The organism is Cellulomonas cellasea (genome assembly GCF_030372105.1).
Taxonomy (GTDB): domain Bacteria; phylum Actinomycetota; class Actinomycetes; order Actinomycetales; family Cellulomonadaceae; genus Cellulomonas_A; species Cellulomonas_A cellasea_A.
The window spans coordinates 374,211-400,905 of record NZ_JAUDBQ010000001.1 but is presented as its reverse complement, the minus strand read 5'-3'; the positions used below and the strand labels follow the sequence as shown (position 1 = coordinate 400,905).

24 protein-coding genes are annotated in these 26,695 nt (G+C 72.8%); 21 read left to right on the top strand and 3 right to left on the bottom strand.

The window, feature by feature from the left end; translation table 11 throughout:
• Positions 1 to 32 precede the first annotated feature (32 nt).
• The 11 genes from ftsH to QUV83_RS01790 all read left to right on the top strand — a co-directional run bounded on the left by ftsH (position 33) and on the right by QUV83_RS01790 (position 11,785).
• Entirely contained in the window at positions 33 to 2,075 is a 2,043-nt protein-coding gene (gene ftsH, locus QUV83_RS01840) for an ATP-dependent zinc metalloprotease FtsH (RefSeq protein WP_289562065.1), read from the top strand.
• The gene (folE, locus tag QUV83_RS01835) at positions 2,062 to 2,652 is read left to right on the top strand and encodes a GTP cyclohydrolase I FolE (RefSeq protein ID WP_289562063.1); all 591 of its coding nucleotides are present in this window, start codon (positions 2,062 to 2,064) and stop codon (positions 2,650 to 2,652) included. Before ftsH ends, folE begins: the two co-directional genes overlap by 14 nt.
• Before the next feature lie 88 nt (positions 2,653 to 2,740).
• Positions 2,741 to 3,577, top strand: a complete 837-nt coding sequence (gene folP, locus QUV83_RS01830; protein WP_289562152.1) for a dihydropteroate synthase — start codon at positions 2,741 to 2,743, stop codon at positions 3,575 to 3,577.
• Positions 3,574 to 4,920: a 2-amino-4-hydroxy-6-hydroxymethyldihydropteridine diphosphokinase gene (gene folK, locus QUV83_RS01825; protein ID WP_289562062.1), complete on the top strand. Its 1,347-nt coding sequence runs from the start codon at positions 3,574 to 3,576 to the stop codon at positions 4,918 to 4,920. Before folP ends, folK begins: the two co-directional genes overlap by 4 nt.
• Positions 4,920 to 5,411 (top strand): DUF3180 domain-containing protein, encoded by a 492-nt coding sequence (locus QUV83_RS01820; RefSeq protein ID WP_289562150.1) that lies wholly within the window; start codon positions 4,920 to 4,922, stop codon positions 5,409 to 5,411. The genes folK and QUV83_RS01820 overlap by 1 nt, the downstream gene beginning before the upstream one ends.
• 43 nt (positions 5,412 to 5,454) lie before the next feature.
• The gene (locus QUV83_RS01815) at positions 5,455 to 5,976 is read left to right on the top strand and encodes a PH domain-containing protein (RefSeq protein WP_289562061.1); all 522 of its coding nucleotides are present in this window, start codon (positions 5,455 to 5,457) and stop codon (positions 5,974 to 5,976) included.
• Entirely contained in the window at positions 5,973 to 7,445 is a 1,473-nt protein-coding gene (locus tag QUV83_RS01810) for a PH domain-containing protein (protein WP_354003916.1), read from the top strand. The genes QUV83_RS01815 and QUV83_RS01810 overlap by 4 nt, the downstream gene beginning before the upstream one ends.
• On the top strand, positions 7,442 to 8,563 hold the full coding sequence (locus QUV83_RS01805) for a Rossmann-like and DUF2520 domain-containing protein (RefSeq protein ID WP_289562060.1): 1,122 nt from the start codon (positions 7,442 to 7,444) through the stop codon (positions 8,561 to 8,563). The genes QUV83_RS01810 and QUV83_RS01805 overlap by 4 nt, the downstream gene beginning before the upstream one ends.
• The gene (panC, locus tag QUV83_RS01800; RefSeq protein WP_289562059.1) at positions 8,560 to 9,516 is read left to right on the top strand and encodes a pantoate--beta-alanine ligase; all 957 of its coding nucleotides are present in this window, start codon (positions 8,560 to 8,562) and stop codon (positions 9,514 to 9,516) included. The genes QUV83_RS01805 and panC overlap by 4 nt, the downstream gene beginning before the upstream one ends.
• Positions 9,513 to 9,983, top strand: a complete 471-nt coding sequence (gene panD / locus QUV83_RS01795; protein ID WP_289562057.1) for an aspartate 1-decarboxylase — start codon at positions 9,513 to 9,515, stop codon at positions 9,981 to 9,983. Before panC ends, panD begins: the two co-directional genes overlap by 4 nt.
• A gap of 95 nt (positions 9,984 to 10,078) precedes the next feature.
• On the top strand, positions 10,079 to 11,785 hold the full coding sequence (locus tag QUV83_RS01790) for an L-aspartate oxidase (RefSeq protein ID WP_289562146.1): 1,707 nt from the start codon (positions 10,079 to 10,081) through the stop codon (positions 11,783 to 11,785).
• A gap of 5 nt (positions 11,786 to 11,790) precedes the next feature.
• Here QUV83_RS01790 and QUV83_RS01785 read toward each other — a convergent pair whose 3' ends face one another.
• Positions 11,791 to 12,099: a rhodanese-like domain-containing protein gene (locus QUV83_RS01785; protein WP_289562055.1), complete on the bottom strand. Its 309-nt coding sequence runs from the start codon at positions 12,097 to 12,099 to the stop codon at positions 11,791 to 11,793.
• 201 nt (positions 12,100 to 12,300) lie between these two features.
• Here QUV83_RS01785 and nadC point away from each other — a divergent pair, with 201 nt between their 5' ends.
• The 4 genes from nadC to QUV83_RS01765 all read left to right on the top strand — a co-directional run bounded on the left by nadC (position 12,301) and on the right by QUV83_RS01765 (position 15,447).
• Complete coding sequence (gene nadC, locus QUV83_RS01780) at positions 12,301 to 13,176, top strand: carboxylating nicotinate-nucleotide diphosphorylase (RefSeq protein WP_289562143.1); 876 nt, start codon at positions 12,301 to 12,303, stop codon at positions 13,174 to 13,176.
• A gap of 57 nt (positions 13,177 to 13,233) precedes the next feature.
• The gene (lysS, locus tag QUV83_RS01775; RefSeq protein ID WP_289562141.1) at positions 13,234 to 14,703 is read left to right on the top strand and encodes a lysine--tRNA ligase; all 1,470 of its coding nucleotides are present in this window, start codon (positions 13,234 to 13,236) and stop codon (positions 14,701 to 14,703) included.
• Positions 14,704 to 14,792: 89 nt separating this feature from the next.
• Entirely contained in the window at positions 14,793 to 14,981 is a 189-nt protein-coding gene (locus QUV83_RS01770) for a hypothetical protein (protein WP_289562053.1), read from the top strand.
• A gap of 136 nt (positions 14,982 to 15,117) precedes the next feature.
• Positions 15,118 to 15,447: a histone-like nucleoid-structuring protein Lsr2 gene (locus QUV83_RS01765; RefSeq protein ID WP_289562051.1), complete on the top strand. Its 330-nt coding sequence runs from the start codon at positions 15,118 to 15,120 to the stop codon at positions 15,445 to 15,447.
• A 78-nt stretch (positions 15,448 to 15,525) separates the two neighbouring features.
• Here the strand turns inward: QUV83_RS01765 and xylB are convergent, their stop codons facing one another.
• Both xylB and xylA read right to left on the bottom strand, forming a co-directional pair.
• Positions 15,526 to 16,938, bottom strand: coding sequence for a xylulokinase (gene xylB, locus QUV83_RS01760; protein WP_289562049.1), 1,413 nt, complete (start codon positions 16,936 to 16,938; stop codon positions 15,526 to 15,528).
• 90 nt (positions 16,939 to 17,028) lie between these two features.
• On the bottom strand, positions 17,029 to 18,216 hold the full coding sequence (xylA, locus tag QUV83_RS01755) for a xylose isomerase (protein WP_289562047.1): 1,188 nt from the start codon (positions 18,214 to 18,216) through the stop codon (positions 17,029 to 17,031).
• Between the two features lie 66 nt (positions 18,217 to 18,282).
• On the opposite strand from xylA, the gene QUV83_RS01750 reads away from it, so the two are divergent.
• The 6 genes from QUV83_RS01750 to QUV83_RS01725 all read left to right on the top strand — a co-directional run bounded on the left by QUV83_RS01750 (position 18,283) and on the right by QUV83_RS01725 (position 26,529).
• Positions 18,283 to 19,590: an ROK family transcriptional regulator gene (locus tag QUV83_RS01750; RefSeq protein WP_289562045.1), complete on the top strand. Its 1,308-nt coding sequence runs from the start codon at positions 18,283 to 18,285 to the stop codon at positions 19,588 to 19,590.
• A gap of 322 nt (positions 19,591 to 19,912) precedes the next feature.
• Positions 19,913 to 21,025 carry a substrate-binding domain-containing protein gene (locus tag QUV83_RS01745; RefSeq protein ID WP_289562043.1) on the top strand — a complete coding sequence of 371 codons (1,113 nt, stop codon included), beginning with the start codon at positions 19,913 to 19,915 and terminating at the stop codon, positions 21,023 to 21,025.
• Between the two features lie 385 nt (positions 21,026 to 21,410).
• Positions 21,411 to 22,532, top strand: a complete 1,122-nt coding sequence (gene chvE, locus QUV83_RS01740; protein WP_289562041.1) for a multiple monosaccharide ABC transporter substrate-binding protein — start codon at positions 21,411 to 21,413, stop codon at positions 22,530 to 22,532.
• A 41-nt stretch (positions 22,533 to 22,573) separates the two neighbouring features.
• Positions 22,574 to 24,124 (top strand): multiple monosaccharide ABC transporter ATP-binding protein, encoded by a 1,551-nt coding sequence (gene mmsA, locus QUV83_RS01735; RefSeq protein WP_289562040.1) that lies wholly within the window; start codon positions 22,574 to 22,576, stop codon positions 24,122 to 24,124.
• A complete protein-coding gene (mmsB, locus tag QUV83_RS01730) occupies positions 24,121 to 25,359 on the top strand; it encodes a multiple monosaccharide ABC transporter permease (RefSeq protein WP_436231860.1) in 1,239 nt (412 codons plus the stop codon). Before mmsA ends, mmsB begins: the two co-directional genes overlap by 4 nt.
• A gap of 18 nt (positions 25,360 to 25,377) precedes the next feature.
• On the top strand, positions 25,378 to 26,529 hold the full coding sequence (locus tag QUV83_RS01725) for a lactonase family protein (protein WP_289562038.1): 1,152 nt from the start codon (positions 25,378 to 25,380) through the stop codon (positions 26,527 to 26,529).
• Positions 26,530 to 26,695: the final 166 nt, after the last annotated feature.

Below are 26,695 nucleotides of genomic sequence, written 5' to 3'. Positions count from 1 at the left end.
CCGGAGGGATGAGGGGTCTCGCCCCGCCGCCCATGAATCTCAAGCGCCTCACCCGTGGCCCCGCACTGTGGATCGTGCTCGCCGTCCTCCTGCTGTGGATCGGCGCGACAGCGCTGACCGGATCCGGTGTGCAACGCATCGACACGTCCACGGGCCTGGAGCTGATCCGCGACGACAAGGTCGAGCAGGCCCAGGTCACCGAGGGCGCCCAGAAGGTCGACCTCACCCTCACCGAGGACTACGTGGCCGAGGACGGCACGAACCTCGGCAAGAACGTCGAGTTCTTCTACGTCACGCCGCAGGGCGACACGGTCGTGGACGCGATCGCCGAGGCCAACCCGTCGGGCGGCTACAACTCCGACGTCCCGCAGACGTCGTGGTGGACCAGCCTGCTGAGCCTGGTGCTGCCGTTCATCATCATCCTGGGCCTGTTCTGGTTCCTCATGTCGAACGCCCAGGGCGGCGGCTCGCGTGTGATGAGCTTCGGCAAGTCCAAGGCGAAGCTGGTGAGCAAGGAGTCCCCGCAGGTCACGTTTGCTGACGTCGCCGGCGTGGACGAGGCGGTGGAGGAGCTCCAGGAGATCAAGGAGTTCCTCGCCGAGCCCGCGAAGTTCCAGGCGGTCGGCGCGAAGATCCCCAAGGGCGTGCTGCTGTACGGCCCGCCCGGCACCGGCAAGACCCTGCTCGCCCGCGCGGTGGCCGGCGAGGCCGGCGTGCCGTTCTACTCGATCTCCGGCTCGGACTTCGTCGAGATGTTCGTCGGCGTCGGCGCGAGCCGTGTGCGCGACCTGTTCACCCAGGCCAAGGAGAACGCCCCGGCGATCATCTTCATCGACGAGATCGACGCCGTCGGCCGCCACCGCGGCGCCGGCATGGGCGGCGGCCACGACGAGCGCGAGCAGACGCTCAACCAGATGCTCGTCGAGATGGACGGCTTCGACGTCAACGCGAACGTCATCCTCATCGCGGCGACGAACCGCCCCGACATCCTCGACCCCGCCCTGCTGCGGCCGGGCCGCTTCGACCGCCAGGTCGCCGTGGACCCGCCGGACATGAAGGGCCGCGAGCGGATCCTCACGGTGCACGCCCAGGGCAAGCCGATGGCGCCCGGCGTGGACCTCGCCGCCGTCGCGCGCCGCACCCCCGGGTTCACGGGCGCCGACCTGGCGAACGTGCTCAACGAGGCCGCGCTGCTGACCGCCCGCACCAACGGCGAGATCATCGACGACCACACCCTCGACGAGGCCATCGACCGCGTGATCGCCGGGCCGCAGAAGCGCACCCGCATCATGAAGGTCAAGGAGCAGAAGATCACCGCGTACCACGAGGGCGGCCACGCGCTCGTGGCGGCCGCCCTGCGGTACACGGACCCCGTCACCAAGGTGACGATCCTGCCGCGCGGCCGCGCCCTGGGCTACACGATGGTCATGCCCACCGAGGACAAGTACTCGACGACGCGCAACGAGCTGCTCGACCAGCTCGCCTACGCGATGGGCGGCCGCGTCGCCGAGGAGCTCGTGTTCCACGACCCGACGACGGGCGCCAGCAACGACATCGAGAAGGCCACCGCCGTGGCCCGCAAGATGGTCACGCAGTACGGCATGAGCGAGAAGCTCGGCGCCATCCAGCTCGGCCAGCAGTCCGGCGAGGTCTTCATGGGCCGCGACATGGGCCATGGGCGGGACTACTCCGAGGCCGTGGCCGCGACCGTCGACGTCGAGGTCCGCCGCCTCATCGAGGCCGCGCACGACGAGGCCTGGTCGGTGCTCGTCGAGTACCGCGACGTGCTGGACCGCCTGGTGCTCGAGCTGCTCGAGAAGGAGACGCTCAACCAGGAGCAGCTCGCCGAGATCTTCGCGCCAGTGGTCAAGCGCCCGCCCCGCGAGGTGTGGCTGTCGAGCGAGGAGCGCGCGGTCTCCGACCGCCCGCCGGTGCTCACGCCCGCCGAGCGCGCCGAGCAGAACGGCACAGTCATCCCGGAGGACGAGGCCGCCGCGGCCAAGGCCGAGCACCCGGCGCAGGTCACCGTCGAGGTGCCGCCGGAGGACACGCCGAAGCCGTATGGGCAGGACTGAGCCGGTGGCGGGGGAGTACGACGCGCAGCGGGTCGAGGCGGCCGTCCGCGAGCTGCTGCTCGCTGTCGGCGAGGACCCGGATCGCGACGGCCTGCTCGAGACGCCCGCCCGGGTCGCGCGCGCCTATGAGGAGACCTTCCGGGGCCTGCGCCAGGACGCCGGGGACGTGCTCACCACGAGCTTCGACCTCGGCCACCAGGAGCTGGTGCTGGTCAAGGACATCGAGGTGTACTCGACGTGCGAGCACCACCTGGTGCCGTTCCACGGCGTCGCGCACATCGGCTACATCCCCGGGCCCGAGGGCCGCATCACCGGGCTGTCCAAGCTCGCGCGGCTGGTGGACGTGTACGCCAAGCGCCCCCAGGTGCAGGAGCGGCTGACCACGCAGATCGCCGACGCCCTGGTCGACCACCTCAAGCCGGCGGGCGTGCTCGTGGTGATCGAGTGCGAGCACCTGTGCATGTCGATGCGCGGCGTCCGCAAGCCCGGCTCCCGCACCGTGACCTCCGCGGTGCGCGGCCAGATGCTCGAGGCCGCCACCCGCGCCGAGGCCATGAGCCTCGTCCTGCGGGGCTGACACACCCCCTAGGCTCGTTGTCGTGAGCACCGGCACACGGCCCCGTCCCCTCCCGGACCAGTTGACGCGGCTCGACCGCACGCTGGTCATGGGCGTCGTCAACGTCACCCCCGACTCGTTCTCGGACGGCGGGCGCTGGTTCAAGCCGGGCGCCGCCGTCGCGCACGGCGTCACCCTGATGGGCCAGGGCGCGGACATCTTGGATGTGGGCGGGGAGTCCACGCGGCCCGGCTCGCGGCGCGTGCCCGTCGACGAGGAGCTCGTGCGGGTGCTGCCCGTGGTGGAGGACCTGGTCCGCCGGGGAGCGGTGGTGAGCGTCGACACCACGCGGGCGGTGGTGGCCCGGGAGGCCGTGGCCGCAGGGGCGCAGATCATCAACGACGTCTCCGGAGGCCTCGCCGACCCTGAGATGCACGCGACCGTGGCGCGGACCGGCGCGGTCTATGTGGCGATGCACTGGCGTGGCCACGCCGACGTGATGGACGCGAACGACAGCTACGACGACGTGGTGGCGGACGTGCGTCGTGAGCTGGCCGAGCGGGTCGCGGAGCTGCGGGCCGCCGGGGTGCACGACGAGCAGATCGTGCTGGACCCGGGCCTCGGCTTCGCGAAGGCCGGCAGCAGCAACTGGCCCCTCCTGGGGCGGCTGCCCGAGCTGGTCGCCGACGGGTTCCCCGTGCTCGTGGGGGCGTCCCGCAAGCGGTTCCTCGGCCACCTGCTGGCCGGGCCGGACGGGGAGCCAGCGCCGCCGTTGGCCCGTGACGGAGCAACTGCCGCGGTGTCCGCGCTGGCCGCGCAGGCCGGAGCATGGTGCGTGCGGGTGCACGAGGTGGCAGGCTCAGCGGACGCGGTCCGCGTCGCGGCGGCATGGCGGGACGGCGCCGACGACCAGGGCGCCACGACGACGAGGGAGGACATGCCGTGAGCACCGAGGCGGGCAGCCAGGCGCCCGGAGGCGGCGCCCCGTGGGCCGGTGGGGTCACCCTCGACTCCTCGGGCCGGCCCCTCGACCAGATCCGGCTGGCGGGCATCGCCGCCATCGGCCACCACGGGGTCTTCGAGCATGAGCGCCGCGAGGGGCAGCGGTTCGTGGCGGACGTCGTGGTGCACCTCGACACGCGCCGGGCCGCCGCGGGGGACGACCTCGCGCACACCTTGCACTACGGCATCCTCGCCGAGCAGGTGGCGGCCGTCCTCGCCGGGGAGCCGGCGGACTTGGTCGAGACGGTCGCGGAGCGGATCGCCGCCACGGTGCTGGCCTTCCCCCAGGCCGTGGCCGTCGACGTCTCCGTGCACAAGCCGCAGGCCCCGATCACCGTGCCGTTCGACGACGTGGTCGTCACGATCCACCGCGACCGGACCAAGCTCCCCGCCGCGGAGCCGTACCGCCCACCGGCTGAGGCGTCCGCGCCCACGCCGGCCCAGGCGCCGCCCACCTCGACGGCCGCTTTCCCGCTGGTCGCGCCCTCCGCTGCCGCCGCGCCGCCGCCTGCCCCGGCCGCCGCGCCTCAACCGAGCTGGCACGAGGTGCTGCAGACTGGCAGCCAGCCCACCGCCGACGGCTCGGCGCACGCCCCGGAGCCGCAGGACGCCCTCGACGTGCCGCCCGCGCATCCGGTGGACGTGGTGATCGCGCTCGGCGCCAACCAGGGCTCCGCGCAGGAGACCCTGCGCGCGGCGGTCACCGACCTGGCCCGCGTGCCAGGACTCGAGGTGGTGGACGTCTCGCCACTGGCCCGCACCGCCGCAGTCGGCGGCCCGGAGCAGCCCGACTACCTGAACGCGGTGGTGCTGGCCCGCACCACGCTGGCGCCGCGCGCCCTGCTGCACGCCACGCAGGCGATCGAGCAGGCCCACGGCCGGGAGCGCTCGGAGCGCTGGGGCCCCCGCACCCTCGACATCGACCTCATCGTGGTCGGCTCGGCGCTGGCTGTCACCGACGACCTCGAGCTGCCGCACCCCCGGGCGCACGCCCGGGCGTTCGTGCTGCAGCCGTGGGCGCAGGTGGACCCCGACGCGGTGCTGCCCGGCCTGGGCGGCGGCCCGGTCGCTGCCCTCGCGGCGACGGCCCCGGACCGCGACGGCATCCGGTGGTTGGCGCTCGACTGGCTGACAGCCCCCGTCCCGGCGCCGCAGCCCGAGCCGCAGCCCGACGCGGAGCAGGGCCGCGACGCGGGGCCGTCCACCACGGGGACGTCCGCCGCGGCGCATGGCCAGCACCCGAGCCAGCACCCGAGCCAGCACACCGCAGGCGACTGGCGGGCGTGATGCAGCGCACGCGCTGGCAGACACTGCTGCTCGTCACGCTGGTGACCACCTCCGCCGGGTGGCTCCTGCTGGTGGTGCTCGAGAACCGCAGGGTGACCCCGCCCACTGTGCCGTGGCTCGTGCTGGTGGTGGAGATCGTCATCGCGGGCGTGGTGTTCGCGATGGGGTGGGCCGTGCGGCAGTTCCTGCACGGCAAGCGGCCGACGCTGGACCCGATTCGGGCGGCCCGCACCGCCGTGCTCGCCAAGGCGTCCTGCTACACCGGCGCGCTGCTCGCCGGGTGGTACCTGGCGCAGGTGCTGATCGTCGCGGGCGACCTGGACATCGCGTCGCAGCGGGGGCGGGCCGGCGCGGCGGCGCTGGCGGCGTTCGGCGCGCTGGTGCTGGCGGCGGTGGGACTGGTCGTGGAGTGGTTCTGCCAGGTCCCGCCGGAGGACGGCGAGGAGGCCGCGCGGCGCGGCGACCACAATCCGGGGCCGGTCGCTGGCTGACCGTCCTGCCGTGGAAGTGCCGGGCGGTGGAAGGATGGTGGCCATGACCGCACATGAGCACGGTGCTGCCGCCCTTGACGCTCCGGGGCCGTTCGACCCGTCGGACGTCACCTGGACGCCGGTGTCCACCCGCCTGGCGACCGCGCGCCTGACCTCGACCGGCATCGTGCTGGTCATCGCGCTGGTGGCGACGGCGGCGCCCGCGGTCCTCTCGGGGCTGCCCTGGCTGTGGTCGCTGCCCGCCGTGGTCGTGCTGTGCGGGGTGTGGGCGGCACTGCTGATCCCGCGCCAGGTCCGTGCGCTGGCCTATGCCGAGCGGGCCGACGACCTGCTCATCCGCCGCGGCATCATGCTGCGCTCGCTGGTCGTGGTGCCGTATGGGCGCATGCAGTACGTGGACGTGACCGCCGGCCCGCTGGCCCGCAGGTTCCAGATCGCCTCGGTGCAGCTCCACACGGCCGCCCCGGGCACCAACGCCACGATCGACGGCCTGCCCCCGCATGAGGCCGCCCGGTTGAGGGACCGGCTCGCGTCACGCGGTGAGGCCAGGCTGGCGGGGCTGTGAGCACCGACAGTGGTCCTCGCGGCGTCGAGCCGGAGTCGAGGGGCGGCGTCGAGCCGGAGCCGACGGGGAGCGTCGAGCCGCAGGAGTGGCGCCGGATGCACCCCATCACCCCGGCCATCAAGGGGTGGAAGGTCCTCGTCGGCGTCCTCGTGATCGCGAGCTACCAGTTCGGCGACGACCTGCGCCGGGCCATCGAGCTGGTGGAGGGCGGCGGCTGGCGGATCGTGCTCGGGGTGATCACGGCTGTCGTGGTGGTCGGGTTCGGGTACTCCGCGCTCGCGTGGCGGATGACGCGGTACGCCGTCACTGACGAGGCCGTGCACTTGCAGCAGGGCGTGCTGTTCCGCCAGCAGCGGCAGGCGCGGCTGGACCGCCTGCAGGCGGTGGACGTGGTGCAGCCGCTGTTGGCCCGGCTGACCGGGCTCGCCGAGTTGCGGCTCGAGGTCGCCGGTGGATCGGGCTCGGCGGTGTCGTTGGCGTTCCTGCGGGAGCCCGAGGCGGAGGCCGTGCGCGCCGAGCTGCTCGCGCGCGCCGCGGGGGTGCGCCGTGCGGAGAGCGAGGTGCAGGCGCCCGCGGCCCCGGAGCAGCCGCTCTTCGAGGTGCCGATGGGGCGGCTCGTCGCCGCCACGCTGCGCTCGGCCGCGACGGTCGGGCTGGTGGTCGTCGTCATCGCGATGATCGTGATCGCTGTGGTGAGCCGCGACTTGGGGCCAGCGTTCGTGCTGGTGCCGGGCCTGCTCGGCTTCGTCGGCTTCTTCTGGACGCGGTTCAACCGCGGCGCGAACTTCCGGGCGGCGATCTCGCCGGACGGCATCCGGCTGCGGCACGGCCTCACGGAGGCGCGGGCGCAGACGGTGCCCCCGGGCCGTGTGCAGGCGCTGTCGATCACTCAGGGCCCGCTGTGGCGGGGCCCGGACTGGTGGCGTGTGGAGATGAACGTCGCCGGGTACGGCGGGTCGAGCGACTCCGATCACGCCACGGAGAACGTGCTGCTGCCGGTGGGCACCCGCGATGAGGCGGTGCTGGCGTTGTGGCTGGTGCTGCCTGATCTCGGCGTCCCTGACCCGCGTGCCGTGGTCGAGGCCGGCCTGTCCGGCGCCGGGGGCGACGTCGGCTACACCACGATGCCCCGGCGCGGGCGGTGGCTCGACCTGCTGGCGTGGCGCCGCCGCGGGGTGCTGGTCACCGACCGGGCCCTGCTGATCCGCTCGGGGCGGTTCGTGCGCCGGCTCGTCGTCGTGCCGCATGAGCGCACCCAGTCCCTCGCGCTGCAGCAGGGGCCGATCCAGCGGCGGCTGCGGGTCGCCTCGATGGTGGTGCACTCCACGCCGGGGCCGGTGAGCCCCACGGTGGACCACCTCGACGAGCACGTCGCCGCGCGGCTGCTCGCCGAGCAGGCCGACCGGGCTCGCACGGCCCGCAAGGTCGCGACGCCTGAGCAGTGGATGCGCCGGCCGGAGGACGCATGAGCGCCGGCGGCGACCCGTCGCGCCGACCCGGGCGCCTGGGCGTCGGGGTGATCGGCGCAGGGCATGTGGGCGCGGTGCTGGGCAGTGCGCTGCGCGCCGCCGGGCACCCTGTGGTGGCGGTGAGCGCGATCTCCGCCGAGTCCCGTGAGCGCGCGGAGGTGCTGCTGCCGGGCGTGCCCGTGGTCGACGTGCCGGAGGTGGTGCGCCGCGCCGAGCTGGTGCTGATCGCGGTGCCGGACGACGCCCTGGCCGGGTTGGTGAGCGGCCTGGCCGACCTGGGCGCCTGGCAGCCTGGGCAGATCGTGGCGCACACCTCGGGCCGGCATGGCATCGACGTGCTCGCCCCGGCGCGCGCGGCGGGGGTCATCCCGCTCGCGATGCACCCCGCGATGACGTTCACCGGCACCTCGCTGGACCTGTCCCGGCTGGAGGGCACCACGTTCGCGGTGACCGCGCCCGGGCCCGTGCTGCCGATCGCCCAGGCCCTCGTCGTGGAGATCGGCGGGGAGCCGGTGGTCATCGCCGAGCAGGATCGCGCCCTGTACCACGCGGCCCTCGCACACGGCGCGAACCACCTGGTGGTGCTCGTCGCGCAGGCGGGCCAGGCGCTCGCTGCCGCCGGGGTCGACGATCCGGGCCGGGTGCTGGCGCCGCTGCTGAACGCCGCGCTCGACGGCGCCCTGCGGGGCGAGTCGGCCACGGCCACGGGATCCGGCCAGGACGACCTGTCGGGGGAGCGCGCCGACGTGGCGGCCGAGGCGCTCGCGCTGCGCGGGGCCGGCGCGCTGACGGCGCTGACCGGGCCGGTGCGCCGCGGCGACGCGGGGACCGTGCGGGATCACGCGGAGGTGCTGGCCGAGCTCGGCGCCCGCACCGGCGCCACGGACATCTCCGCCAGTTATCGTGTCCTCGCCCGTTCGGCGGCGCAGCGCGCGCTGGCGGCGGGCCAGCTCCGTGAGGACGCCGCGCGCGACGTGCTGGACGTGCTGGCCGATCCGGGCATGACCACGCCGTCCGAGGCGTTGCACCAGGGGGAGCACCCGGGTGGCCCCGTGCGCGACCCTCGCGATCCCGACGACCCGCAGCAGCCGCACGATCCGCAGGAGGACGACGCATGAACCCGCTCGACAGCGTGGGAGCGCCCACGTTGGCCCGCACCCGCCAGGAGTTGGCCGACGCGCTGGCGTCGACCGGCGCCGGGGGCGCGCGCGCCGTCGTGATGACGATGGGCGCGTTGCACGCCGGGCATGTCGAGTTGGTGCGGGAGGCCAAGCGCCTGGCCGCCCAGGTGGTGGTGTCGATCTTCGTCAACCCGTTGCAGTTCGGCCCCGGCGAGGACCTCGACAGGTACCCCCGCGACCTGGACGGCGACTTGGCGACGCTGACCGGCGACGGCCTGCTGGGCGCCGGGGACGTGGTGTTCGCGCCCACACCCGAGGTGATGTACCCCGAGGGCGACCCGGTGGTGCGGGTGAGCGCGGGCCGCATCGGCGAGGTGCTCGAGGGCGCGTCCCGGCCGGGCCACCTGGACGGCGTGCTGACCGTCGTGCTGAAGCTGCTGCACCTCACCCGCCCCGACGTGGCCCTGTTCGGTGAGAAGGACGCGCAGCAGTTGGCCGCGGTGCGCCAGATGGTGCGGGACCTCGACGTGCCCGTGCAGGTGCGCGGCGTGCCGACGCAGCGCGACGTCGAGGGCTTGGCGCTCTCCTCGCGGAACTCCTACCTCACCCCCGAGCAGCGGGCTCGCGCGCTCGCGCTGTCCCGGTCGCTGCGCGACGCCGCCGAGGCCGCACGAGCGGGGGCCTCGCCGGACGACCTGCGGGCCAGTGTGCGCGCTGCGCTGGACGCGGCGCGGATCGACGTGGACTACGTCGCGCTGGTCGACCCCCGCACATTCGCGGACGTCGCGGCGGACCACCGCGGGACGGCGGTGCTCGCGCTCGCCGCGCGGGTGGGCGGCGTCCGGCTCATCGACAACACGACGCTCGAGTTGGGCGGGTCCGACCTGGGCCTGCACGGCGCGGGCGTGTCAGGCACGCGTCAGGCCGACGCACACCAGGGAGAAGCATGACCACGCTGCAGCGTCCGATGATGATCGGCAAGATCCACCGCGCGACGGTGACGCAGGCCGATCTGCACTACGTCGGGTCGATCACCGTCGACGCCGATCTGCTGGCGGCCGCGAACCTGCTGCCGGGCCAGCAGGTGGACGTCGTCGACGTCACCAACGGCTCCCGCCTGACCACCTACGCCATCGCGGGGGAGCGCGGCTCGGGCCAGGTGTGCATCAACGGGGCGGCAGCGCACCTGGTGCACCCGGGCGACATCGTCATCCTGATCGCCTACGGCATCATGTCCGACGCCGAGGCCCGCACCTATGAGCCGCATGTGGTGCTGGTCGACGGCGAGAACCGCATCATCGACACTGGCGACGACCCCGGGCAGGTGCCCGCGGCCTGGACTGCGGAGTCCGGGCTGGAGCCCAGCGGGGTGCCGTTCACCGAGGGACGTGGGCTGGTCCAAGGCTCGAGCTGGTGACCGGGGCGCCCGCCCCCGCCACCACCGCGACGGCTCCGGCCGCCGCATCACCCGCCCAGGCTGAGCCGACCGCGAGCCCTGACGCCGCGGTCCGCTTGGCGACGCGGCTCGCCGCGCCGGCGCCCGGATGGACGGTGCGCGCCGACGCGATCGTCGTCGGCTCCGGCATCGCCGGGCTCACCGCGGCGCTGGAACTGCGCACCCGGGTGCCGCATGTGCTGCTGGTCACCAAGGGGCAGCTCGTCTCGGGCTCGACGGTGTGGGCGCAGGGCGGCATCGCCGCGGTGCTCGACCCCACCGACTCCACGTCGGCGCATCTGGCGGACACGCTGGTCGCGGGCGGCGGGCTGTGCGACCCCGCAGCCGTCGAGGTGCTGGTCACCGAGGGCCCTGCCCGGGTGCGCGAGCTCGTGCGGCGCGGCGCCCTGTTCGACCTCGCGCCGGATGGCGCGATCGCGCTCACCCGCGAGGGCGGCCACCACGCGGACCGGATCGTCCACGCGGGCGGCGACGCCACGGGCGCGGAGGTGTCGCGCGCGCTCGTGGCCCGCATCGAGGCGGTGCGCGACGACCCGGGCATCGAGGTCATCGAGAACGCCCTGGTGCTCGATGTGCTCACCGGGCCGCCCGGCCCGGACGGCCGCCCCGGCGCCGCCTGTGGTGTGACGCTGCACGTGATCGGCGAGGGCTCCCGCGATGGCGTGGGCGCCGCGCTGGCCCCCGCGGTGGTGCTCGCGACGGGCGGCATCGGCCAGGTGTTCCGCTCCTCGACGAACCCCGCGCAGGCGACGGGCGACGGGGTGGCGGCGGCGCTGCGGGCTGGCGCGGTGCTCGGCGACGTCGAGTTCGTGCAGTTCCACCCGACGGTGCTGTGGCTGGGCGCGCACGCCAAGGGGCAGTTGACGCTCATCTCCGAGGCGGTGCGCGGCGAGGGCGCGCTGCTGCTCGACACCGACGGCGCGCGGTTCATGCCCGCGGTGCATCCGATGGCCGAGCTCGCCCCCCGCGACGTCGTCGCGCACGCGATCGTCCGGCAGGCCGCCGCCACGTCCTCCGACCATGTGCTGCTGGACGCCCGCCACCTGGGCGCGGCGTTCCTGCGGCGGCGGTTCCCGACGATCCACGAGCGGCTGCTGGAGCACGGCATCGACCTGACCACTGACTTGGTGCCGGTGGCGCCGGCCCAGCATTACCACTCGGGCGGCGTCGTCACCGACCTGGACGGGCGCACGTCGGTGCCGGGCCTGTACGCGGCGGGGGAGGCGGCCTGCACGGGCGTGCACGGCGCCAACCGGCTCGCCTCGAACTCGCTGCTCGAGGGCCTGGTCTTCGCGCATCGCGCGGCCCGGGACCTCGCGGCCCGCGTGGGCGCCGGCGACCTCACGCAGGCCGAGCCGGTGGAGCGGCCGGGACCCGCGGCGCTGGTGGCGGCCGCGACGCGCTCGCGCATCCAGCGGGCGGCGTCCGACGGGCCGGGGGTGCTCCGCTCGGCGCAGGGCCTGCTGGCGGCGTCGGACGTCCTCGCCCGGGTTCGCACCGACGCGCACGTCGGCGCAGGGGGTGTTGTCGCGGACCCGCAGGCCGCCGAGTGGGAGACCACGAACGTGCACCAGGTGGCGGCAGTGCTCACGGCCACAGCGCTCGCGCGCACGGAGAGCCGGGGCGGGCACTTCCGCACCGACCACCCGCTGCCCGACGACAGGTGGCGGCTGCGCCTGGAGGCCAGGCTCGAGCCGGACGGCACGCTCGACGTGTCCCCGGTGGCGCTGCCGGGCGTCGTGGCGGACGCGCTGCCGGCCTGAGCCGCCTACTCGACCGGCAGGCCCGACTCGCGCCAGGCCCGGGTGCCGCCGGCGACGTTCCGCACGTCGTACCCCTGGCCCTCGAGCCAGGCGGCGGCCTGCCCGGAGCGCCCGCCGACCTCGCACACCAGGTACACGGGCCCGGGCAGGGCGCCGATCTCGGCGTGCCGGGCCACCAGCTCGGACAGCGGCACGGAGATCGCGCCGGGCACGTGGCCGTCGGCGTACTCGACGTCCTCGCGGACGTCCACGACGGGGGTGGCCGGGTCCTGCTGCAGCAGGGCGTGCAGGTGGGCGATGTCGATCTCATGCATCGGCGGGCTCCTTCGACGAGGGCTCGGCTCAGGAGCCCCAGACTCCCAGCATGCCATCGGGGGACCGCGCCGGATGGGAGGCCGTCGGGCGGGATGGCGCCGGACCGGGGCCCGGGGCGCCGCTAGCGTGGGTCCGTGACCTCGACAGCCCCGCACACCGTCCCCGTCTCGCGCCCGCTCGACCCCGCCTGGACCCGCCGCATGGTGGCCTTGGCCCTCGACGAGGACTTGGGCGCCGCTCCCGGCCGGGACGTGACGAGCCAGGCGACGGTGCCGGCGGAGGAGCTCGGCGCGGGCCGCCTCGTGGCCCGCGAGCCCGGAGTGGTCGCTGGCCTCGTCGTCGTCCAGGAGGTGCTGGACCAGGTCGCGGCCCGGCTGGGGCTCGCCGCGGCCACCTGCGAGCAGCGGGTCCCGGATGGGACTCGCGTCGAGCGGGGCGACGTGCTGGCGGTGCTCGCCGGCCCGGTGCAGGCGCTGCTGGTCGCGGAGCGGACGCTGCTGAACCTGGCCTCGCGCGCGTCGGGCGTCGCCACGCACACCCGCCGCTGGGCCGATGCGCTCGAGGGCTCCGGCGCCCAGGTGCTGGACACCCGCAAGACCACCCCCGGCCTGCGCGAGCTGGAGAAGTACGCGGTGCGCTGCGGCGGCGGCACGAACAAGCGCATGGGCCTGCACGACGTCGCGATGGTCAAGGACAACCACGTCGTGGCGACGGGCTCGGTGGCGGCGGCTGTGCGCGCGGTGCGGGCCCGCTTCCCCGAGGCCGCGATCCAGGTCGAGGCGGACACGCTGGACCAGGCGTTGGAGGCCATCGAGGCGGGGGCGCGCTTCCTGCTGCTCGACAACATGCCGGCCCCAGTGCTGCGCGAGGTGGTGGCGGCCGTGCGCGCCCGGGAGGCCGCCGTGGGGCGCGTCGAGCTGGAGGCGACGGGCAACCTCACCCTCGACGGGGCGGCCGAGGTCGCCGCCACCGGAGTGGACTACATGTCGGTGGGCGCGCTCACGCACTCGTCGCCGATCCTGGACCTCGCCCTGGACCTGGACGAGCGCGGCCGGGGGCTCAGCGACCGCCAGTAGGATCGGCTCGTGAGCGAGACGCCCCTTCCCCAGCCCGACGAGGACCTCCCCGAGCAGATGCGGGTCCGCCGCGAGAAGCGCGAGCGGATGTTGGCCGCAGGCGTCGAGGCGTATCCCGTCTCGGTGCCGCGCACCCACACCATCGCCGAGGTGCGCCAGGCCTACCCCCATCTCGAGGCCGGCCAGGAGACCGAGGACGAGGTCGGCGTCGCCGGCCGGGTGGTCTTCCTGCGCAACACCGGCAAGCTGTGCTTCGCCACCCTGCAGGACGGCGAGGGCAACCAGCTCCAGGTCATGTTGAGCCTGGCCGAGGTGGGCGAGGACCGTCTGGCCGCGTTCAAGGCCGACGTGGACCTGGGCGACCACCTGTTCGCGCACGGCAAGGTCATCAGCTCGCGCCGCGGCGAGCTCTCGGTCTTCGCCGACTCCTGGCAGCTCGCCGCGAAGGCCCTGCGCCCGCTGCCGGTGCTGCACAAGGCGCTCTCCGAGGAGGCGCGGGTGCGCCAGCGCTACGTCGACCTCATCGCCCGCCCGGCGGCCCGTGACGCGGCCCGCCTGCGCGCCGGCGTCGTGCGCTCGCTGCGGGAGAACTTCCACCGCCGGGGCTACCTCGAGGTCGAGACGCCGATGCTGCAGACGCAGGCCGGCGGCGCCACGGCCCGCCCGTTCGTCACGCATATGAACGCGTTCGACATCGACCTGTACCTGCGCATCGCCCCGGAGCTGTTCCTCAAGCGCGCGGTGGTGGGCGGCATCGAGAAGGTCTTCGAGATCAACCGGAACTTCCGCAACGAGGGCGCCGACTCCACGCACTCGCCGGAGTTCGCGATGCTCGAGGCGTATGAGGCCTATGGCGATTACGACACCATGGCGGCCCTGACCCAGGACCTGGTGCAGACGGCTGCGATGGATGTGCTCGGCACCACGACCGTCACGCTGGCGGATGGCACGGAGTACGAGCTCGGCGGCCAGTGGACGCAGCTCACGATGTACGGCTCGTTGTCGGAGGCGCTCGGCGAGGAGATCACCGCGCAGACGTCGGTGGCCCACCTGTCGGCCATCGCGGACCGGCTCGGCGTGGTCGTCGACCCGAAGCGCGTCAGCCACGGCAAGCTCGTCGAGGCTGTCTGGGAGCACCTGGTGGGCGACCACCTGGTGGCGCCGACCTTCGTGCGGGACTTCCCCGTGGAGACGTCGCCGCTGACCCGCGACCACCGGACCCTTCCGGGCGTGGTCGAGAAGTGGGACCTGTACGTGCGCGGGTTCGAGCTCGCCACTGCCTATTCAGAACTCGTGGACCCGGTGATCCAGCGCAAGCGCTTCGAGGCGCAGGCATTGCTCGCCTCCGCCGGTGATGACGAGGCGATGCTGCTTGACGAGGACTTCCTCACAGCCGTCGAGTACGCGTTGCCGCCGTCGGGCGGCATGGGGATGGGCATCGACCGACTGCTCATGGCGATGACCGGTATGGGCATTCGCGAGACGATCCTCTTTCCGCTGGTGAAGCCGCACAACCCGCAGGTCTGACGCGATTCTCCAGGGGCCTCGGGGAGCCGTGACGCACGGCTCCCCGAGGCATTCGCGAACGGTGCGCGCGCGGGTCGTAGACTGACCGCGTGAACTCCGTGACAGCCGCGCTCGCCGCCATCGTGCCCTCGATCGGCGTCGGGGTCCTCTTCTGGCTCACGATCCGCGCGTTGATCAATGCCGATCGAAACGAGCGTGCCGCGCTCGCGCGCCTTGACGCCCAGGACGCCGCGGCGAAGCAGTCGGCCAATGTCTCGGCCCGGGAATCTGATACCTGACGTTCACAACTCGTCCACAGAGTTCCCCCGTCAAGGGTTCATGAGATATGGCCGTCATCCTTTGACGCGACTTTGATTAGGTGCGATGCTCTGAGCACGCATTCTTCACTAAGTCGTCCCAACAGGAGACAACACAATGGCTCAGAAGGTTCAGGTCCTGCTCGTCGACGACATTGACGGCGGCAACGCGGACGAGACGGTCACTTTCTCCCTCGACGGCGTGTCCTACGAGATCGACCTCACATCCGCGCACGCTGCCGAGCTGCGGGACGCCATGGCCACCTGGGTGGGCCACGCGCGCAAGGTGGGTGGGCGCTCCGCGGGGCGTACCAGCCGCGCCCGCCGTTCGGGTGGTGGCGTCGACGCCGGCGCCATCCGCGACTGGGCGAAGGCCAACGGCCACCCCGTCTCCGAGCGTGGCCGCATCTCGGCCGATGTCCGCGCCGCGTACGAGGCCGCGCACTGACGCACCCGTTCCACACGCACACGAGCCCGGCGCCCTGTTAGGGGGCGCCGGGCTCGTGTGCGTCCGGGGTGGTGCTGATCAGGCAGGACGGTCCGTGGTGAGCTCGCGCACCGCCGCGTACTGCTCGCGCACCCGCGGGGCGGCGTCCGCCCGGTAGACGTCGGCGACGCCGGCCGCGCCCCACGCCGGGGCGTGCTCGGCGCCGGAGAGCGCCCACGCGGCCTGCCGGGCGGCGCCGTCGGCCACGTACTCGCCGGGGGTGGGGACCGCGACGTCCAGGCCCAGCACGCTGGGGGCGATGCGCCGCACGGCTTCGGACTGCGCGCCGCCGCCGATGAGGAACACGCGCCGCACCGGGACGCCCTGGGCCCGCAGGGCCTCCACGCCGTCGGCGAGGGCGCAGAGCATGCCCTCCACGGCGGCCCGGGCCAGGTGGGCGGGGGTGGTGTTCGCCAGGCGCATGCCGTGCAGGGCCCCGGTGGCGTCGGGCTTGTTCGGGGTGCGCTCGCCCTCCAGGTAGGGCACGAGGACGAGCCCGTCGGCCCCGGCGGGCGCGGACAGGGCCAGCGCGGACAGGCCGGCGTGGTCGACGCCGAGCATCCGGGCCGCCGCGTCGAGCACACGCGAGGCGTTCAGCGTGCACACCAGCGGCAGGTAGGCGCCGGTGGCGTCGGCGAAGCCTGCGACCAGGCCGGAGCCGTCGGCGGTGGGGACTGTGGAGATCGCGGAGACCACGCCCGACGTGCCGATGGAGATGGCGACGTCGCCGGGCTCCAGGCCGAGGCCCAGCGCGGCTGCGGCGTTGTCGCCGGCGCCGGCGCCCAGCACCGCGCGGCGGGCGCCGAACGTCGAGACGCCGGCCCGCTCGCTGGGCCCGGCGACGCGCGGCAGCACCGCGTCGTGGCCCAGGGCCAGCTCGAGCAGGTCGCGGCGGTAGTCCTCGGTGAACGGGGACCAGTAGGCGGTGCCGGACGCGTCGGAGCGGTCGGTGACGAGCGCGTCGATGCCGGGGGCTCCGGCGAGCTTCCAGGTCAGCCAGTCGTGGGGCAGGGCCACAGCCGCGGTGCGCTGGGCGTTCTCGGGCTCGTTGTCCCGCATCCAGCGCAGCTTGGTGCCGGTGAACGAGGCGACGGGGGTGGCGCCGGTGGCCTTGGCCCACTCGTCGGGCCCGCCGAGCTCCTCGATCAGGTCGAGTGCGGCGCCGGCGGAACGGGTGTCGTTCCAGAGCAGCGCGTCGCGGACGACCTGCCCGTCGGCGTCGAGCGCGACCATGCCGTGCTGCTGTCCGCCGACGGCGATCGCGTCGACGTCGTCGAGCCCGCCAGCGTCGGCGACGGCGGTCTGCAGGGCGTCCCACCAGTGGGCGGGCGCGATCTCGGTGCCGTCAGGGTGGGACGCGCGGCCGTTGCGGACGAGGGCGCCCGTCTCGGCGTCGCGGATGACGACCTTGCAGGACTGGGTGGACGAGTCGACCCCGGCGACGAGCGGCATGCGGACATCCTTCGGAGGTGGGAAAGGCGAGGGGGACAGGCAGACCCGGCGACCGTGTGGGACGGTCGCCGGGTCCAGGGTGCTGCTGGGTCAGCGGGCGCCGAGCGCGTGCTCGAGCGCGAGCTGGTTGAGGTGCACGAAGTCGAAGCCGCGGGCGGCCACTGCGTCGACGTCGAGCTCCTCGTAGGCGGACGGGTCGTTGAGCAGGTCGGCCAGCGTCTCGCCCTCGGCGAGCGTCGGCTTGGCCAGGTCGTAGACGCCGGACGCCTCGAGAGCGGCCTGCACCTCGGGGTCGGCGCGGAAGGCCTTCGCGCGCTCCTTGAGGATGAGGTAGGTGCTCATGTTGGCGGCGGCCGAGGCCCACACGCCGTCGAAGCTCTCGGTGCGCGACGGCTTGTAGTCGAAGTGGCGCGGGCCGTCGTAGCGGGGGCCGCCGGACGGGAAGCCGTTCTCGATCAGGTCGACGGTGGCGAACGCGGAGAACAGGTCGCCGTGGCCGAAGACGAGGTCCTGGTCGTACTTGATGGACCGCTGGCCGTTGAGGTCGATGTGGAAGAGTTTGTCAGCCCACAGCGCCTGGGCGATGCCGCCCGTGTAGTTCAGGCCGGCCATCTGCTCGTGGCCGGTCTCCGGGTTCAGGCCGACGATGTCGCCGTGCTCGAGCTGGGCGATGAAGCCGAGCGCGTGGCCGACGGTGGGGAGCAGGATGTCGCCGCGGGGCTCGTTGGGCTTGGGCTCGATCGCGATGCGCAGGCCGTAACCCTTCTCCTTGATGTAGGCGGCGACGGTGTCGATGCCCTCGGCGTAGCGGTCGTGCGCGGCCTTGAGGTCCTTCGCGGAGTCGTACTCGGCGCCCTCGCGGCCGCCCCACATGACGAACGTGTCGGCGCCGAGCTCGGCGGCCAGGTCCACGTTGCGGACGATCTTGCGCAGGCCGTAGCGGCGCACGCGGCGGTCGTTCGAGGTGAACGCGCCGTCCTTGAAGATCGGGTGGCTGAACGTGTTGGTCGTGACCATCTCGACCTTGACGCCGGTCTCGTCGAGCGCTTCCTTGAAGCGGGCGAGGATCTTGTCGCGGCTGTTCGCGTCGGAGCCGAACGGGACGACGTCGTCGTCGTGGAACGTCACGTAGGACGCGCCGAGCTCGGCCAGCTTGTGCACGGACTCCACCGGGTCCAGCCACGGGCGGGTGGCGTCGCCGAACTGGTCGCGCGCCTCCCAGCCGACGGTCCACAGACCGAACGAGAACTTGTCTTCGGGGGTGGGCTTCAGTGCCATGGAGGACTCCTCGTCGAGATTTGTTGTGGCTCTGAACTTATCCACCGGAACCGCTAGGGTCAAGTCATGCCCGCCCACAGCACAGGACCGGTCCGCCGCCCGCGGTCCGCAGCGACCGTCGACCGCGCAGCCCGCCAGGCAGGCGTGCGCGACCAGAACCTGAGCCTCGCTCTGCGCCACGTGCTGGATTGCGCGCAGCCCCAGTCTCGCGCGGATATCGCCACCGCGACAGGGCTCTCGCGGGCGACCGTCTCGGGCCTGGTCGACGAGCTCATCGCCGCTGACCTGCTGGTCGAGCTCGAGCCCGCCGCCGCGGTGCGGGCCGGCCGTCCGGCGGTGCCGCTGGCGCCCGCCCGCGGCACGGTGGCCGGCATCGGCATGGAGATCAATGTCGACTACCTGGGCGTCCGCGCGCTCGATCTGGGCGGGCGCGTGCTCAGCGAGCGGGTCGAGCTCGGCGACTTCCGGGACAGCGACCCGGTGGCAGTCCTCGACCGATTGGCGCGGATCGCGGCCCGGGTGGTGTCCAACCTCGGCTCCGACGGCATCCGGGTGGCGGGCACGGCGCTCGCCCTGCCCGGCCTGGTGGACCGCATCACGGGCCCGTTGCGCGTCGCGCCGAACCTCGGGTGGCGGGACGTCGACGTGATCGGGATCCTCACCGAGCACCCCGTGCTCGCGGGCCTGCCGCCGCGCCTGGCGAACGAGGCCAAGCTGGCGGCCAGGGCCGAGGCCGACACCCGTGCCCTCGACGGCGCGCGCTCGAGTTTCGTGTACATCTCAGGCGAGGTCGGGATCGGCGCGGCCATCGTGCTCGACGGCGAGATCTTCCCGGGGCGCCACGGGTGGAGCGGGGAGATCGGGCACACGGTGGTGGACGCGTTCGCCGCGCCCGAGGGGCGTCCGCACGCCTCCAGTCGGGCGGTGTGGCGCCACCCGGAGGGGATATCGACGCTGGAAGACCTGGCCGGGCAGGACGCGCTGATGCGGGGGGCGGGCCTCGACCCGACCGAGCCGCTGTCCAGCCTGCTGAGGGCGGCCCAGGCGGGCGACCCCGCGGCGGTGGACTCCCTGCATCGCGGGGCCACGGCGCTGGGCGTCGCGGTGGCGAATGTGGTGAGCGTGGTGGACGTCGGCCTGGTGGTGTTGGGCGGGACGTTCGGGGAGGTGTTCCCGTTCGTGCACAAGGCGGTGGAGCAGCAGCTCGAGCGGTGTGTGATCTTCTCCCCGTGGTCGCCGATCGAGGTCAGCGCGGCGCAGGCGGGGGAGTATCCGGCGATGACCGGCGGCGCTTTGGTGGCCCTGAACGCCGTGGTGTCCGACCCTGCCGGTTGGGCTGATGGGGCGACGCTCATCGACGCGGAGGCCCGCTGACCTGGCTGGTGGCGCCCCGCTTGTCGACATGAGGATGTCTGGTTCGCCAGGTGTCTGGGCATTCGGCAAGTGCTGGAGCGGGAATGTCACCAATGTGAGACCAAATTGTGTCCTCAACGTGACATCTCCTGGCTGTACTGGCACTCAACTGCGGTGAGTTCGCTCTCCTCGGGGTGAGTTGTACAACGGACAGCGGTCCGGAAGCAGCGAGGGCGCGTCGGCGCAGTCGGGGCCCCTTCGTGGAGTGCCCCCTGTCGCCGGGCGTCGGCGGTGCGCCCAGCACCGACCGGGGGGTCCGGCGGTGGGATTGAAAGGTCGGACAATGACGTCTCAGATCACTAAGGCCATCGTCGCAGCGGCGGGAGCCGCGCTCCTCCTGGGCGTCACGGCATGCGGCTCGCCCGCGGACGCCGAGGCCGTGGGCGGGGACTCCCTCGGGCTCGTCGGCATCGCGATGCCCGCGAAGAGCCTGGAGCGCTGGAATAAGGACGGCGCGCGCGTGGAGGGCCTCTTGCAGGACGCGGGCTATGACACGGATCTGCAGTTCGCCGACAATCAGGCGAGCCAGCAGGTCGCCCAGATCACGCACATGCTCGAGCAGGACCTGGACGCGTTGGTGGTCGCCGCAGTCGACGGATCCTCGCTGGCGCCCGTCCTGGCCGAGGCGAAGGCGAAGGGCGTCATCGTCATCGCCTATGACCGCCTGATCAACGGCACCGGCGACGTCGACTATTACGCGACCTTCGACAATTACGAGGTCGGCAAGCTGCAGGGCAGGTTCATCGTCGAGCAGCTCGATCTGCGCGCCGGCACTGGCCCGTTCAACCTGGAGCCCTTCGCCGGCTCGCCCGACGACAACAACGCCAAGCTGTTCTTCTCCGGCGCCTGGGATGTGCTCGGCCAGTACGTCGCCAACGGCCAGCTCGTGGTGCCGTCCGGAAAGGCCCCGGCGTCGAATGACGACTGGGCGAGCATCGGCATTGAGGGGTGGACGTCGGAGGCCGCCCAGGCCGAGCTGGCGAGCCGCCTGGAGTCGTCCTACGGATCAACCAAGGTCGACGTCGTGCTGTCCCCGAACGACTCGCTCGCGCTCGGCATCACGCAGGCGCTGCTCGCCGCCGGGTACACCGAGGGCGAGGGGTGGCCGCTGATCACCGGCCAGGACGCCGACCAGATCAACGTGGAGAACATGGTCATCGGCCGCCAGGCCATGACCGTGTGGAAGGACACCCGCACGCTCGCCGACCAGGCCGCCACGATGGTCACCCAGGCGCTCAAGGGCTCCAAGGTCACGGTCAACGACGAGGTGACCTACAACAACGGCGTGAAGATCGTCCCGACGTACCAGCTGCCCCCCGTGGTCGTCACCAAGGACTCGATCAAGGACACGTTGCTGGACTCCGGCTTCTACAAGCCTGAGGACGTGGGGCTCTGACGCGCGACCGCCGCCCCTGACGGGGTGGTGCCCGCGCGTCTGGCCTGGTCAGCGCGCGGCGCGAGGCGCCTGCCCGACCATGCCACGCCAAGCCGGCGTCGACACCCTCCGGGGTGCTCGGCGCCGGCTTCGTCGCGTCCGGGGCGGTCGCGCGGCGGCCTATGCCATATCGTGACAATCTAGACGCGCCCAACTCCTTGCGCCGCGTACGTTCACCTCCTAAATTCAGCGCCACAACAAATCGGGCATCGAGCCCGAGGCGGCAGACGGGGGCACGGGCCGACGGGGGCCCAGACATGCCAGCCCCCTGGACAGCGCGGGCGCGACGAGGCGCCTGGGGCGTCGACCGGGTGGTCCGGCGGCGGGACGGAAAGGGCGGACGATGATGTCTCTCACGACCAGAACGATCGCCGCGGCCGCAGGGGTCGCGCTCCTGCTCGCGACCGCCGCATGCAGCGCCGAGCGGGACGCCGACACCGAGGAGACCGGCGGCGCCGCGGCCGAGGGCTCGCTGATCGGCATCGCGATGCCGACCAAGAGCCTCGAGCGCTGGAACAAGGACGGCGCGCACCTCGAGTCGCTGCTGCAGGACGCGGGCTACGAGACGGACCTGCAGTTCGCCGACAACAAGGTGGACCAGCAGATCACCCAGCTCCAGAACATGATCAACCAGGACCCGGCGGTCCTGGTCATCGCCTCGATCGACGGCACGGCGCTGGCCCCCGTCCTCGCGCAGGCGAAGGAGAAGGACATCACCGTCATCGCCTACGACCGCCTGATCAACGGCACCGAGGACGTCGACTACTACGCGACCTTCGACAACTACGAGGTCGGCCAGATGCAGGGCGAGTTCATCGTCGAGCAGCTCGGCCTGGACACCGGCGCCGGGCCGTTCAACCTGGAGCCCTTCGCCGGCTCGCCCGACGACAACAACGCCAAGTTCTTCTTCTCCGGCGCGTGGGACGTGCTCGGCGAGTACGTCACGAGCGGCCAGCTCGTGGTGCCCTCCGGCAAGGCCCCGGCCTCGAACGACGAGTGGTCCAGCATCGGCATCCAGGGCTGGTCCTCCGAGACCGCCCAGGCCGAGATGGAGAACCGCCTCAACTCGTTCTACGGCTCCGACAAGGTCGACGTGGTGCTCTCGCCCAACGACTCCCTCGCGCTCGGCATCCAGCAGGCCCTTGAGGGCGCCGGGTACACCGTGGGCGTGGACTGGCCGCTGGTCACCGGGCAGGACGCCGACGAGGCCAACGTCGAGAACATGATCGCCGGCAAGCAGGCGATGACCGTCTGGAAGGACACCCGCACGCTCGGCGACCAGGTGGCCACCATGGTCGACCAGGTGCTCGCCGGGGAGACGGTCTCGGTGAACGACGAGGAGAGCTACAACAACGAGGTCAAGGTCGTGCCGACCTACCTGCTGCCGCCCGTCGTCGTCACCAAGGACACCATCCAGTCCACGCTCATCGACTCAGGCTTCTACACGGCCGCCGACGTCGGCCTCTGACCGACGCCGGACGGGGCGGGCTGAGGGCGGGGCGGGCTGACATGGCAGACGAGGACGCCATCCTCGAGATGCGGGGGATCACCAAGACGTTCCCCGGAGTCACGGCGCTGCAGGACGTCACCCTGGAGGTCGCCCGCGCCGAGGTCCACGCGATCTGCGGGGAGAACGGCGCGGGCAAGTCGACGCTGGTGAAGATCCTCTCGGGGGTGTACCCGCATGGCAGCTACGCGGGGCAGATCCTCTTCGAGGGCGAGCCGTGCGAGTTCCGCACTATCCGGGACTCGGAGGAGCGCGGGATCGTCATCATCCACCAGGAGCTGGCCCTCAGCCCCTACCTGTCGATCGCGGAGAACATCTTCCTCGGCAACGAGCGGGCCAAGCGCGGGGTGGTCGACTGGACGGCCACCAACGCGCAGGCGGCCAAGCTGCTCGCCCGGGTGGGGCTCGACGAGCGGCCCGACACCCCCGTGCTGGACCTCGGCGTCGGCAAGCAGCAGCTCGTGGAGATCGCCAAGGCGCTGTCCAAGCGGGTGCGGCTGCTCATCCTCGACGAGCCCACCGCGGCGCTCAACGACGAGGACTCCAGCCACCTGCTCGACCTGCTCCGCAGCCTGCAAGACGAGGGCATCACGTCGATCCTCATCAGCCACAAGCTCAATGAGATCGAGGCCATCGCCGATCGCACCACTGTCATCCGGGACGGCCGGACCATCGAGACCCTGCACATGCACGACGAGGTGGAGGTCACCGAGGAGCGCATCATCCGGGCCATGGTGGGCCGGGCGCTGGACTCCCGGTTCCCCGAGCGGACGCCGCGCATCGGCGAGGAGGCCCTGCGGATCGAGGACTGGACGGTGCACCACCCCGTCGACGTGGGCCGGGTGGTGGTCGACGGGGCCAGCCTGCACGTGCGCCGGGGCGAGGTGGTGGGGCTCGCCGGGCTGATGGGGGCGGGGCGCACCGAGCTGGCGATGAGCGTCTTCGGCCGCACCTACGGCGCCGGCATCTCGGGGCGCGTCCTCAGAGACGGTCAGGAGGTCCACCTCGCGTCCGTGGGGGACGCCATCCGCCACGGCATCGCGTACGCGACCGAGGACCGCAAGAAGTACGGCCTCAACCTGCTCGACACCATCCGCCGCAACGTGTCCGCGTCCGCGCTGGGCAAGGTCTCCCGATGGGGCGTGGTGGACGGGCGCCAGGAGGTGCGGATCGCCGAGGAGTACCGGACCAGCCTCGGCATCAAGACGACGACAGTGGAGGCGCTGACCGGCAAGTTGTCGGGCGGCAACCAGCAGAAGGTCGTGCTCAGCAAGTGGATCTTCGCCGATCCCGACGTGCTGATCCTCGACGAGCCGACGCGCGGCATCGACGTCGGGGCGAAGTACGAGATCTACACGATCATCAACCGCCTCGCGGACGAGGGGAAGGCGGTCATCGTCATCTCCTCCGAGCTGCCCGAGCTGCTCGGCATCTGCGACCGCATCTACGCGTTCTCCGCCGGGCGCGTCACCGGCGAGGTGTCCCGCGAGGACGCGAACCAGGAGTCCCTCATGCACCTCATGACCATGGACAAGGACGGGGCCGCCCGATGAGCACGATGACGACGCCGACGCCGCCCGAGTCGCCGCCGCAGCGCACCGCGTCGGCGCTGTCACTGCGGGCGCGCATGCAGGGGATGGGCGGCAACGTGCGCCAGTACGGCATCCTCGGCGCGCTCGTGGTGATCGTGGTGCTGTTCCAGGTGCTCACGGACGGCAAGTTGCTGCTGCCGAACAACGTGGCCAGCCTGGTGCAGCAGAACGCCTACGTGATGATCCTGGCCATCGGCATGGTCATGGTCATCGTGGCCGGGCACATCGACCTGTCGGTGGGGTCGGTGGTCGCGTTCGTCGGCGCCATCGTGGGCCTGTCGATGAAGGAGCTCGGGCTGCCATGGCTGCTGGCCGTGCTGCTCGGCCTGGCCGTCGGGGCGGCGGTGGGCGCCTGGCAGGGGTACTGGGTCGCGTATGTGGGCATCCCCGCATTCATCGTCACTCTCGCCGGGATGCTGATCTTCCGTGGGCTGGCCATCGTGTTGGTGGGCGTGACGGTCTCCGGGTTCCCGCAGCCGTTCGTCGACATCTCCAACGGGTCGCTGCCCAACGCGCTCGGGTACGTGGCCAACGGGGACGTGGTCACGCTGCTGCTCGGCGCGGCGACCATCGCGGTGATCGTGGCCAGCCAGCTCCGGTCCCGCGCGGCGCTCCGGCGTGAGGGCCTCGTGCTCGAGCCGCGGTTGTCGTTCACCATCAAGCTCGTGCTCATCACCGTGGGCATCGGCGCCTTCGCGTGGATCCTGTCGCAGAGCGCCCGGGGCACGCCGATCGTGCTGGTGATCGTCGGGGTGCTGATCCTCGTCTACACGTTCGTCATGGGGCACACCGTGTTCGGGCGGCACATCTACGCGATCGGCGGCAACCGGCAGGCCGCGATCCTCTCGGGGGTGGACACCCGCAGGACCAACTTCTGGATCTTCCTCAACATGGGCCTGCTGACCGGGATGGCGGCGGTGGTCACCACCTCGCGGGCCGGCGCCTCGGTGGCCGCCGCCGGGCAGAACTACGAGCTCGACGCCATCGCCGCCTGCTTCATCGGCGGGGCGGCCGTCACCGGGGGCATCGGGAAGATCTCCGGGGCCATCATCGGCGCGCTCGTCATGGGCGTGCTCAACATGGGCCTGTCGATCATGTCGGTGGACACCGAGTGGCAGCAGGCCATCAAGGGCTTCGTGCTGCTGCTGGCCGTCGCGTTCGACCTGGTCAACAAGCGGCGCGCCGGAACCGGGTGACGTCTAGGCTCCACCACTGTGACCGAGCACACCCCTGCCGCCGAGCCGTCCGCCACCACCGCCGCGTCGTCTGCGCCGACCTCCAGGGCCCTGTGGGTCGGCACGTACCCCGAGCTGGGGGCGGATGCGCCCACGGGCGCCGGCGAGGGGATCTGGCGGGTCACGCTGGACCCGGCCACCGGGCGGCTCGCGGGCCGTCAGGTGGCGACCGCCCCGGCGCCGTCGTTCCTGGCCGTGCACCCGTCCGGGCGGGTGCTGTACGCCGTGGGGGAGGACGAGGCGGGCACGGTCAGCGTGTTCACAGTGGCCGATCCAGCGGCCGCTCCGGAGGGTGACGGCGCCCTCGTGCGCCAGGCCACGGTGTCGTCAGGCGGCGCCCATCCCTGCCACCTGCTGCTGGCCCCCGACGCCCGCACGCTCTACGCCGCCAACTACTCCTCGGGGACCCTGGCGGTGTTGCCGCTAGACGCCGACGGCCACCTTGCTCCCGAGGTGCTGGACGCCGGCGGCCCGGCGCAAGTCTTCGGCCACACCGGCTCCGGCCCCCGCGCCGACCGCCAGGAGTCCCCGCACGCGCACTTCGTCGTGCTCGCGCCCGGCGGCGCCCACCTGCTGGTCAGCGACCTGGGGACCGACGAGCTGCGCCGCTACCGGGTGGCCGGCGACGGGCTGCTCACCGAGGACGGCATCGCCGCGCGCCTGCCCGCCGGCGCCGGCCCACGCCACCTCGTCTTCGCCGCCGATGGCCGCCACGCCTACGTGGTGGGGGAGCTGGACCAGGCGGTCCACGTCCTGGCCTGGGATCGGGACGCGGCCACGGGCGAGCATGTGCAGCGCGTCCCGCTCGGCTCGCCGCCGCCGGCCGAGCTGCCGTCCACCGCGTTGCCGTCCCACATCGAGCGCGACGGCGACCTGCTGCTCGTGGGCGTCCGCAAGACCGACCTAGTGGCCGCCCTGCGGATCCGGCCGGACGGGCTGCTCGAACAGGCGGCGCCGCCCACCGAGCTGTCTGGCGGCTGGCCCCGCCACCTGGCCGTCGTGGAGGGGTGGGCCGTGGTGGCCGAGCAGATCCCGGGCGCGGTCGTGGCCCTGGCCCCGGGCAGCCGCGCGGTGGCGCACACGCTGCGTGTGCCGTCGGCCGCCTGCGTGGTGGCGCACCCCGCGGGCTGAGCCGCTCCTCCCCGCCGGGCCCCCACCTGGGGCTGCCCGGCCCGTCCCGGTCTGCCCCGACCGGCCGGCGCTGGACGGCGCACAGGTCGGCTGAGGCCCGGATCTGGCCCACAATGGAGGTCGACGCAGTCGCGCCGGCCAGCCGCTGGGCGCCGCGACGCCAGAT